Below are 10,223 nucleotides of genomic sequence, written 5' to 3' on the forward strand. Positions count from 1 at the left end.
CCGCCGAACACGAGGCCCTACACGCGATGACCCAGCCGGTCACCGCAGCCCTGAAAACCAGCTAACCAACTCTCCATCAAACCCGGGGCTTGACAACCTACGACGAAGACCGATCCCAGATCCGCACCAGCACCGGACCCCAAGTCATGGCAGCCCTCCGCAACGCCGCCATCAGCGCACTACGCCTGACCGGGGTCACCAACATCGCCGCCGCCAACCGAACACCACGCCCGCGACAGCAACCGACCACTGGCCCTACTCGGCATCACCTAACGACTTTGCCGGGGCCTTGCCCAAGCCGCTCATCCTCCCCGCCCTGGCCCGGCATTTCCCAACGACGTGCCTCGACGCTTGCTACCCAGTCCGGCGAAAGCCAGCTCTACCAACGTCGAACAGACAGGCCCGGCCGATCTGACCGGGCCCGGCGTTTCGGACGCCGTGCCCAGCCACAACCGCACCCAGCTACGCTGAACGCCCGATGACAATTACCTCACCCAAACACCCGATCCATGAGGTTGCACCCTTCACGGTCCAGTCCGTTCGCGCGCAACGGCGGCCGCCAGCTCCCGGGACGACGGTTGGGCTTGCGGGTGGTGTCCGGCTGCATTGGTAATCGCGCGCTGGGGCAGCGGAGTCGGACCAGATCGGAAAGCCCCACGCATCGACTAGAACGCCAGGGCGTCGCGATCTGACTACCAGGATGAAACCTGCCGATCAGTCCAGTGTGGAGGGCTTATCGCCCGGCAGTTCTTTCTGGACCATATCGGTCGTCAAGCCACACCGGGTCGCCGACGGCAACACGGCCCGGCTCGACCGTCGAGCCGTAAACCCCGAGGCAGACCTGGCGCTCGCGGGCGATCGCCCGCAGGATCGCCCGATTACGCCGCGTTGTCCCAGGCTCGATGTTCACCATGACGCATCGCTTGTCGCGCTGATCGACCCGCATTCGCATGCCGCCGACGCGCAGCATATGGCCGACCCACGCTTCCTCGGGAAAGGCCTCCTCGCCGAGTGTGTCGATCAGCAGGTTGGGTCGAAAACGCAGGACATCCAGTTCAGCGCCAACCAACGCCCCGATGCTGGCGCAGGCCTGGGTCGATATGACAGACAGCGGCATGGCGTCGAAGACCCCGCGATCCTGCTTGATGACGCGTACCCCCTCGCCCAGCTGCCCGGCCAGCACCGGATCCACGACGTCGAACTCATCGCCGGACGGTGTACGCACCAGCACGCCGGACGCATCGGGCCGGTCCGGCTCGACGAACGATGGGTGGTAGGCGCTCATATCCGGGCGTTCCCGGATTGTGAGCCAGGGAAAGCCGCTGCGGACCATGCCGTCGCGAATGAAGGCCCAGCGGCGATCGCCGGCCAGGCCTTTCCAGGACACGTCGACCTCGTGCAGGGCCTCAGCGCCCATCGACTTGACCGGGTAGCGCCACAGCGCGGCGACCCGGCCCACCTGCCCGCCGCCCTCGGCGCGGTCACGCTGTGACATCTGATGGTGTGCAGCCACCGGCCACCTCCTGGATCAGAGGCACCCTTTTCCCCATGACCGAGGTCGAGCGTGGCGGACTGAGTCCGTCGCAGCGCCTCTCGACGCTCGGCCTGCGCCACCATACAGCGCATCTGGTACGTCCCGCTACCGAGGCAGATTTAGGTGTGCTCGACCAGAGGGCGCTGTCAACATCCAGCGCGGTCACGTGGTGAGCTTCATGCGATGCCGAGCAGGCGGGCCGGCTCGCCTGAGCCTCTATGGTCGGGCGGCGCTGACCAGCCAGAAAGAGCCCCGCAGTTGCACGCCATCGGCTTTCTCGTACGGGCGTAGCGCGGCCGTCACCGACTCAAGCGCCTGGGCGGTGGCGCTTTGGTCCGCGTCGCCGAGAAGAAACCGGACAGGACCAGTACCGAGGAAGGGGACTGCCCCCGGTTCGGTTGACTCCTGACCTGTGAGGACGTGTTCCTCGCTGGAAGGATGTCTGTCATGCCGAAAGCGTTTCCCCTGGAGTTCCGCCGTGATGTCGTCGCGGTAGCCCGCAAGGGCGAGGCCCCGATCGCTCAGATCGCGAAGGACTTCGGGATCTCCGAGGCGTGTCTGCACCGCTGGCTCAAGCTCGCCGACGTCCAGGACGGCGTGCGGCCCGGGACCACCAGTTCCGAGTCAGCGGAGCTGCGCGAGTTGCGAAGGCGTAACAAGGTCCTGGAGCAGGAGAACGAGATCCTGCGTCGGGCCGCGGCGTACTTCGCCAAGGAGATCTCCCCAAATGATGTACCCGCTGGTCGGTGACCTGGCCGCGGACGGGATCCCCGTCGCGGTGACCTGCCGGGTGTTGGGGTTCAGCAAGCAGGCCTACTACGCGTGGCGCGCTAATCCGGTCTCGCAGCGGGACTGGGACGACGCGCACCTGATCAACACCGCCCTGGACATCCACGCCGATGATCCGGCGTTCGGGTACCGGTTCATCGCCGACGAACTACCCGCCCACGGCATCACCGCCGGCCCGAACAGGGTGGCCCGGCTGTGCTCACAGCAGCGCATCTGGTCAGTGTTCGCCAAGCGCAAGGGCCTCACCCGGCGGGCTGGGCCGCCGGTGCACGACGACCTGGTCCGACGTCGCTTCACCGCCGACGCCCCGAACCGGCTGTGGCTGACCGACATCACCGAACACCCCACCGCTGAGGGCAAGCTCTACCTCTGCGCGATCAAGGACATGTACTCCGGCCGGATCGTCGGCTACTCCATCGGCACCCGCATGAAGGCCTCCCTGGCCGTCTCGGCGCTGCACAACGCAATCCGACTACGGGACCCGGCCGGCACCGTGGTGCACTCCGACAGAGGTAGCCAGGGCGGATTCAACTGGTCGTCGCAACACCTCGATCGTGCAGGAGGATGTTGTGGCGCAAGGAAGGGCGCGTGCGGCGATTCTGGCTGGTCGGCCGCCGCTTCGGTCACCTGGCCGGCCTCCGGTCAATCGGCGTGAGGAACGGCAACGGTTCTGGCGGCTGATCGCCGAGGGGCTGTCGAGCGAGGACGCCGCCGTCGCGTGCGGTGTGTCAATGCCGTTGGGGCCGCGGTGGTTCCGCGAGGGTGGCGGTATGCCGTCGATCAGCCTGGACCCGTCGTCTGGCCGCTACCTGTCGTTCGCCGAGCGGGAGGAGATCGCCGTGCTGCGTGCCCAGGAGCGCGGAGTGCGGGAGATCGCCCGCCATCTGGGGCGGTCCCCGGCGACGATTTCGCGGGAGCTGCGGCGCAACGCGGCCACCCGTGGCGGCCGGTTGGACTACCGGGCCTCGGTCGCGCAGTGGCACGCCGACCGCCAAGCGAGCCGGCCCAAGGTGGGCAAGCTCGCCGCGAATGACCGGCTGCGGCAATATGTGCAGGAGCGGCTGGCTGGCACGGTCTGCGCTCCGGACGGCAGCGGGGTTGAAGGACCGCATGTCCGCTGGATCGGGCGTCGTCACGGGCGTCGTCAGGACCGGCGCTGGGCGACGTCATGGAGTCCGGAGCAGATCGCCAACCGGCTCCCGGTCGACTTCCCCGAGGACGAGACGATGCGGATCTCGCACGAGGCCATCTACCAGGCCCTGTACATCCAGGGCCGCGGCGCGCTGCGCCGCGAGTTGACGGCCTATCTGCGCACCGGTCGTGCGCTGCGGGTGCCCCGGGCCAGGACCCGCGGACGCGGGAAGAAGTTCGTCACCGAAGAAGTGATGATCAGCGCGCGGCCTGCCGAGGCCGAGGACCGGGCCGTGCCCGGACACTGGGAAGGCGATCTCATCATCGGCTTGGACAGCTCCGCGATCGGGACGCTGGTCGAGCGCACCACCCGGTTCACGATGCTGCTGCATCTGCCCCGGATGGACGGCCACGGCCAGGGCCCACCGGTCAAGAACGGCCCGCCGCTTGCCGGGCATGGCGCCGAAGCAGTCCGCGACGCGATCGCCACCACGATCACCACGCTGCCCAAGCAGTTGCGCCGGTCGCTGACCTGGGACCAAGGCGCGGAGATGGCCCAGCACGCCCAGCTACGCGTCGACACGGGCATTCCGATCTTCTTCTGCGATCCCCACAGCCCGTGGCAGCGAGGCACGAACGAGAACACTGTGAGTCTGTTGGTGGCCCGGGAGGGTCAGACAGACCGGCAGGCTGGTGCCGGCTGCATGAGGTGACTCTCGAGAACACTGGCCACCGGCAGGTGTGCCTTGCGTTGGACCCGTCCCTCGAGCAGCCGACACCGGCCTGACCCACTCGTCTTGGCTTGATCAGGAGCTTGTCCGCCCGCAGGCGTGACTCCTCACAGTGCTGCCGCGACAGGTGACCTCTCCCAGGTCGGCGTCGACCGCGCTCGCCCTCGGGAAGGACAACCGGATGGTAATGCTGGCAGAGCACTACGACTTCGTCATCGGTGGTGACCCCGACCGCGACACGATCGACCTGGCCATCCTCGACACGGTCACCGGCGGGGTCCGTGGCCACCTCGCCGACCGAGCGGATGGACTCGGCTATCTGCGGCTCTTGGCCTGGGCCCGCGAACACGCGCCCGGCCGTCGGGTCTGGGCGCTGGAGGGCACTGGCAGCTTCGCCGCCGGACTGGTCATGGTCTTGGCCGAGGCAGGCGAAGACATCGTGGAGATCACCGGTGGAAAGCGATCCCGCGGCGCGAAGAACGACCGTATCGACGCAGTCCAGGCCGCTCGAACCGCATTGGCCCAGGAAGACCAAGCCGCGCCCCGTGAACGGGGCCTGCGTGAAGCGCTGCGTCAGATTCTCGTTACCCGGCAGGCGGTCCTGGTCAGCCGAACCAAAGCGATCAACGAACTCAAGAGTCTGATCGTGGTCGCGCCCGAGCATCTACGCGCACAGTTGCGAGGGCTTTCACTGATCAAGCAACTGGGCCGCGTCGAACAGCTCCGCAGCCCTACCGGCGCGAGCGTCGAGCACCGGATCACGATTCTGACCCTGCAGTCGATCACCGCCCGGATCCGGTTCCTACTCGCCCAGACCGCCGAGCTCGACCCCGAGTTGCTCGCCCTCGTCAAGAGCCACCCCGCGGGCCCGGTCCTGCTCGCCGAGCCCGGCGTCGGTCCGGTCGCCGCCGCCCAGCTGCTGGTGAGCTGGTCGCACCGCGGCCGGGTCCGCAGCGAGGCCGCGTTCGCCACCCTCGCCGGCGCCGCCCCTCTGGAGGCCAGCAGCGGGCAACGCACCCGCCACCGGCTCAGCCGCGGCGGGGACCGTGACCTCAACCGCGCCCTCCATACGATCGCGATCACCCGCCTACGCTGCCACCAAGAGTCACGCGACTACGAAGCCAACCGCACCGTCCAGGGCAAAACCCACCGCGACGTCCGTCGCAGCCTCAAACGCATTCTTGCCCGCCGGCTCTACCGCCGCATCCAAGCCGCGACCCGCCAGCCGACACCCTCCATCAACCTCGCGCACGGCGCTTGACAAACATAGGAGCGTCCAACGGGCTGCTGCGCCACTACTTCCCGAAGGGAACTGACCTTAGTAGACACAGCGTCGACGACCTGACGGCCGTCGCTCACGCGCTCAACAGCCGCCCTCGCAAGACACTCGGATGGCGAACTCCCGCAGAAGCCCTCAACGATCACCTACTATCAATCCAAACAAGCGGTGTTGCGACGACCCCTTGAACCCGGGCAGTTCCGGTCGAAAAAGTTCGTCAAAGCGTTGCGGCGCAACGGCTTGACCGGCTCGATGGGCCGCGTCGCCGCCTGCGGCGACAACGCCGCGATGGAATCGTTCTTCGCCCTGCTGCAACGCAACGTCCTAGACCGGCAACGCTGGCAGACCCGCCACTAGCTGCGCTTGGCGATGGTGACCTGGATCGAACGAACCTACCACCGCCGCCGACGGCAACGACGCCTCGGCAAGCTCACACCGATCGAGTTTGAGACAATCACCAGGCCCGCACACGCGGCCTGAACCACTCAACCCCGCGAGTCAACCAGACCCGGGGCAGTCCCACCAGTACGCCGTCGACGTCGAACAGTACGGCAGTGCCGCGGTCGGGGTCTCCGCTGATGCGAGCGAGGGAAGTCATGGTTACGCAGCCCCGTCTGCCGTTTGAGTCGTGCGGCGCATCTGCTCGATGACGTTCACAGTCTGCGCCGTGAGTTCGTGGATGAGCCGGGCTGCTGGTCGGACTTCCCGGACGAGCTCAACCGATTGGCCGGCGTAGAGGGCCATGTCCGCCAGGTCGCCGGTCATGCCGGGTAGGGGGATCAGATCCTCGTACCGGTAATGGGCCTGGCCTGCGCTGTCGAAGGCTACGACGTCGCCTTCGTCCGGGCGCCCTGGCGCTGGGAGTGAACCGGCTAGTTCCCACCGTTGCAGGGTTGGATTCCGCAATGCGCGGTGCGCGGCGTCGGGCCATCCTCCGTCGAAGCAGCGGGTATGGACGGTGTCCTCGGCGGTGGCGGCGACGAGCCGTTGCCGATACAGCTGGTGAGTGGAAGCCTCGGTGGTCGCGAGGAAACGGGTGCCCAGCCATGCGCCCTGCGCGCCCAAGGCCAGGACGGCGGCGAGGCCGCGGCCGTCGCTGATGCCGCCGGCGCCCATGACCGGAATGGGGCCCACCGTGTCGACAACGGCCGGCACCAGAACCATGGTGGTGGTCGTGCCGCGAACGTGGCCGCCGGCCTCCCAGCCCTGCGCCACGATGACATCGACGCCGCATTCGGCGGCGCGCACAGCCTCCCGCACGCTGCCGACGGTGTGCATGTGCAGCGCACCGGCGTCACGGATCCGCTGACTGACGGGTTCTGGGTCACCCCAGAAGGTGGAGATGATCGGTACGGCCTCGTCCAGGCACACCGCCAGCGTGTCGATCACGGGAAAGTCCAACACCAGATTCACCCCGAACGGCCGCGTAGTCCGCTGCCGAACGTTGCGGATGCCGAGGCGCGCGCGTTCGGGGCTCTGCCAGGTCGACGCCAGCATGCCGAGCCCACCGGCTTCGGCCACCGCCGCAGCCAGTTCGGGCGCCGCCGCGGATCCTATCGGCGCCTGCACCACCGGTACGTCGATGCCCAGCCGCTCGCACAATGCGGTACGCAACTTGGACGTCATGTATGCCTGACCCTTCCTGCGCTTCGGAAACCGAATCACCGGCCGGGAGGTACTGTATCGGAAAGAGAAGCGCCCGGAGAAGCGGGGCGAGATTTCCATGGCGACGCCGAGGCCGGGAAGGCCGGTTCGCGGGTCGAGCACCGGGCGCCCCTTGATGGCGGCACTCGACCTTTTCGGACGTCGACGGAGCCTGCACATCGTCTGGGAGTAGCAGCGCGGCTCGCTCGGTTTCCGCGCGCTGCTGCAACACTGCGACAACATGTCGTCCAGCGTCCCGCGGCAGCGGCTGACCGAGCTGATCGAGGCATGCATCGTCAAGCAGGAACCGGGCGCCGCCTATCCCCTCACCCAGCTTGGGCAGGGCGCCTACCGAGCCTTGCGCCCCCTTGTCCGGTGGTCGGACGACTGGGCCCGCGCTCTCGCCGACGGCGGCCTGGCTACCGAGGCGGAAGCCCCGACATGACCGGGAGGTACGGACGCGACGCGACGATCGTCGACCCCTGCACTCGCCCGCGGGGAAGGTGGCAGCCCTACGGCCGTGCTGATCGATGACATCGCGATCAGCGACAGCACTCGGCGCGCGATCGTCCGGCGCGCCGGCACCTCGCACGCGGCGTTCGTTGACGCCGAGGCGGGAACCACGCCCACCGTGCGGTTCTTCACCGCACATGGTGAGCTCACCAACTGCGGGCACGGCACCATCGCCGCCCAGGAGGTCCTGTTGCACCGTCGCCGGACCAGGGAACATCGCGCACGTCAGCGGACCGGTGGCCGCACCTTCGACACAACCGCGATCCAGCGCGATAACGGCATCGAGGTCTGGTTCGACCAGGGCACGTTGGAGCTTCAGGGCTGCACTGCCGCAGGGCTCGACAGCCTCCTCGTCGCCCTCGGCGTCAGATCGAACGACATGGCCGCCGACGACGCTCCGTGTGTCGCCTCACCGGGAACACCACGGCTTCTCGTGCCGGTCAGAACGCTGCCGACCCTGCTCTCGATGCGGCCCGACCTACGTCGACTCGCAGCCGAATGCCGTCGTCTCGGCTATCTCGGCTGCTTCGTCTACACGCTCTCCCCGACCCGCGACACAGCGGCCGCGCGCATGTTCGCACCAGCGATCGGAGTCGGCGAGGATGTCGTCAACGCCAACTGAGCTGCCATGGGTTTTCCGGACAGGCCAACCAAGTAGAATTGGTTGATCTGGAGAGGAAAACAGGTGCCACGCGCGAAGAGGAATTTCTCCCCGCAGTTCCGGGAAGAAGCAGTGAAGATGGTGATCGAGGGGTCGCGGCCGATCTCAGCGATCGCTCGTGAACTCGGTATCGGAGACGGCACGCTCGGCAACTGGGTGGCCGCGTACCGGTGTGAACACGCGGGCGATGAGCCCGCCCTGAACGTCAGCGATCCTCGACAACCGCATCGGTGACCTTGCTAATCAACTCCCGGGACACGTCGGCGCCGTAGACCTCGGCCAGATGCGACTGGATTTCTCCGGTGGTCAAACCCTTGACATACAACGACAGGATCATCTCGTTGAACCCGGCGACCCGCCGCGAATGCTTCCGGATGACCTGCGGCTCGAACTCACCCTGACGGTCACGCGGGATCTTCAACCCGACCGGCCCTAGATCCGTGTGGACCGTCTTTACTGAATGGCCATTGCGGGCGTTACGGGCACCGCGACCCGCCGGGTCGCCCTTGTCGTAGCCCAGATGCTCCGACATCTCCGCTTCCAGCGCCGTCTCCAGGATCCGACGAGTCACACCGGCCAGCAACCCGCCCGGCCCAACCAGCCTCACCCCGTCGACCCGCGCCTGCTCCAGCAACTGCTCAGCGATCCGCTGCTCCGCCACCGAGTCCACAGACGAACCCCGCTCGCCTTCCGGCTGCTCAGCACCATGATTCGTAGACATGACGTGATCCCCTCTGGCCGGGCTTCCTACCCGACCTAACGGACCACACCAAGATCAACCACAAAGTTTCTGACAGGCCCTGCACCCTCGAGTGAGCGGCTTGCTTGGGTTGGCTGCGTTGCGATTTGGTGGTGGGTCGACAATGGCCCCATGTGGAAATCGCTGGTAGCGCGGGCGGGCCTCTCGGAGGACGCCTCTGTTGCGGAAGTCGTGGAAGCGGTGCGCTCGATGCCATACGGGCGTCCGGTGGAGCGGAGCGCTCAAGGGGCGCTCGCCGAGTGGCGGGGCACCTGCTCGACGAAGCACGCGCTGTTGGCGGCCGTCCTGGCCGAACACTGGCCGCATACGGAACCGCAGCTGGTCCATCGCGTCTATCGATGCACGCCCGAAGACGCTGCCCGCAGATTCGGCCCGATCGCGGCCGCCGCGGTGCCCCCGGAAGGCTTGTGGGACGTGCACCGGTACCTGACCATCGAGCTGAACGGGGACCGCGTCGTCATCGACGTCACGTTTCCGTCCGGCCCAGGCTGGGACGGAGCCGGCTCGATGCCGGTGGCGTGTGGGCGAGGAACCGACTATGCGGCTGGTTTCGATCCCGACGCGGACAAACGTGCTTTGGAGGAGGCCCACTGCGACCCGAGCGTTCGCGAGCCCTTCATCGCCGCCCTTGCCATGCCGGGAACGACGGCCGGCGACTCGGCGGGCGAATGGCCGGGCGGTGGCGATGGATGATCATGGTTATGTCATCGGGGTCGGCTCGTGGGGTGTTGTCGCACCGGATCTGTACTGGCCTGCCGCGTCGCCGGTTGGGCAGGCTCATTGAGGAGCTGGCTGGTGCCTGGCTGGCGCAGCAGGAGAGCCGGCTGCGTGAGCGCTGTGGTCGTGACCGGCTGCGGGCGCCCGGTGCGGGGCCAGACCACGAGCTGGTGTTTACCGATCGGGTGATTGCCACCCTGGTCATCCTGCGTTTCCAGCTCCCACACGCGGCCGTGGCCCTGTTCTACAAGGTGGACCGCTCCACGATCACCCGGGCCGTCCATGAGATTCGACCTCTGCTCGCCGCGCGGGGGTTCGCTGTTCCCGGTCGTCCCGAGCTGCGGCTGCGCACCCTGGCGGATGTCTTCGCTTAGAGCGTCCGCCAGTAGGTGACGGCGGGGATGCAGAGTAGCGAAACGGGCACGGAGTCAGTGATCATCGAGTTGTCTACGCTCTGTGATCGC

The 10,223-nt window shown here is 67.4% G+C and carries 9 protein-coding genes and 5 pseudogenes; 11 read left to right on the forward strand and 3 right to left on the reverse strand.

Annotated features, from left to right (window positions below):
* Window positions 1-733: 733 nt before the first annotated feature.
* Window positions 734-1,513 (reverse strand): MOSC domain-containing protein, encoded by a 780-nt coding sequence (locus tag ACFYPS_RS36305; protein WP_387330960.1) that lies wholly within the window; start codon window positions 1,511-1,513, stop codon window positions 734-736.
* 35 nt (window positions 1,514-1,548) lie between these two features.
* Between ACFYPS_RS36305 and ACFYPS_RS36310 the strand changes: the two genes are divergently transcribed.
* The 6 genes and pseudogenes from ACFYPS_RS36310 to ACFYPS_RS36335 all read left to right on the forward strand — a co-directional run.
* Window positions 1,549-1,707 (forward strand): hypothetical protein, encoded by a 159-nt coding sequence (locus tag ACFYPS_RS36310; protein WP_387330963.1) that lies wholly within the window; start codon window positions 1,549-1,551, stop codon window positions 1,705-1,707.
* Window positions 1,708-1,981: 274 nt separating this feature from the next.
* A pseudogene (locus ACFYPS_RS36315) lies at window positions 1,982-2,924 on the forward strand (IS3 family transposase); the annotation flags it as partial.
* Between the two features lie 169 nt (window positions 2,925-3,093).
* Window positions 3,094-4,113, forward strand: a pseudogene (locus tag ACFYPS_RS36320) (IS30 family transposase); the annotation flags it as partial.
* A gap of 253 nt (window positions 4,114-4,366) precedes the next feature.
* A complete protein-coding gene (locus ACFYPS_RS36325) occupies window positions 4,367-5,446 on the forward strand; it encodes an IS110 family transposase (RefSeq protein WP_387330966.1) in 1,080 nt (359 codons plus the stop codon).
* 14 nt (window positions 5,447-5,460) lie between these two features.
* A pseudogene (locus ACFYPS_RS36330) lies at window positions 5,461-5,652 on the forward strand (transposase); the annotation flags it as partial.
* A gap of 7 nt (window positions 5,653-5,659) precedes the next feature.
* Window positions 5,660-5,944, forward strand: a pseudogene (locus ACFYPS_RS36335) (IS3 family transposase); the annotation flags it as partial.
* Window positions 5,945-6,064: 120 nt separating this feature from the next.
* Here ACFYPS_RS36335 and ACFYPS_RS36340 read toward each other — a convergent pair.
* Window positions 6,065-7,231 carry an NAD(P)H-dependent flavin oxidoreductase gene (locus ACFYPS_RS36340; RefSeq protein WP_387330969.1) on the reverse strand — a complete coding sequence of 389 codons (1,167 nt, stop codon included), beginning with the start codon at window positions 7,229-7,231 and terminating at the stop codon, window positions 6,065-6,067.
* Between the two features lie 118 nt (window positions 7,232-7,349).
* Here ACFYPS_RS36340 and ACFYPS_RS36345 point away from each other — a divergent pair, with 118 nt between their 5' ends.
* The 3 genes and pseudogenes from ACFYPS_RS36345 (at window position 7,350) to ACFYPS_RS36355 (ending at window position 8,516) form a co-directional block, all read left to right on the forward strand.
* Window positions 7,350-7,553, forward strand: a complete 204-nt coding sequence (locus ACFYPS_RS36345) for a hypothetical protein (RefSeq protein WP_387330972.1) — start codon at window positions 7,350-7,352, stop codon at window positions 7,551-7,553.
* A gap of 69 nt (window positions 7,554-7,622) precedes the next feature.
* Window positions 7,623-8,243: pseudogene (locus ACFYPS_RS36350) on the forward strand (PhzF family phenazine biosynthesis protein); the annotation flags it as partial.
* 63 nt (window positions 8,244-8,306) lie between these two features.
* A complete protein-coding gene (locus ACFYPS_RS36355) occupies window positions 8,307-8,516 on the forward strand; it encodes a transposase (protein WP_387330975.1) in 210 nt (69 codons plus the stop codon).
* On the opposite strand, the gene ACFYPS_RS36360 is transcribed toward ACFYPS_RS36355, so the two are convergent.
* On the reverse strand, window positions 8,488-9,003 hold the full coding sequence (locus tag ACFYPS_RS36360; protein ID WP_354968822.1) for a transposase: 516 nt from the start codon (window positions 9,001-9,003) through the stop codon (window positions 8,488-8,490). The two genes, ACFYPS_RS36355 and ACFYPS_RS36360, sit on opposite strands and share 29 nt — an antisense overlap.
* 150 nt (window positions 9,004-9,153) lie before the next feature.
* On the opposite strand from ACFYPS_RS36360, the gene ACFYPS_RS36365 reads away from it, so the two are divergent.
* A complete protein-coding gene (locus tag ACFYPS_RS36365; RefSeq protein WP_387330978.1) occupies window positions 9,154-9,735 on the forward strand; it encodes a hypothetical protein in 582 nt (193 codons plus the stop codon).
* A gap of 74 nt (window positions 9,736-9,809) precedes the next feature.
* Window positions 9,810-10,133 carry a transposase family protein gene (locus ACFYPS_RS36370; protein WP_387330981.1) on the forward strand — a complete coding sequence of 108 codons (324 nt, stop codon included), beginning with the start codon at window positions 9,810-9,812 and terminating at the stop codon, window positions 10,131-10,133.
* The last annotated feature ends 90 nt before the right edge of the window (window positions 10,134-10,223 follow it).

This window comes from Micromonospora sp. NPDC005087, assembly GCF_042872965.1.
GTDB lineage: Bacteria > Actinomycetota > Actinomycetes > Mycobacteriales > Micromonosporaceae > Micromonospora.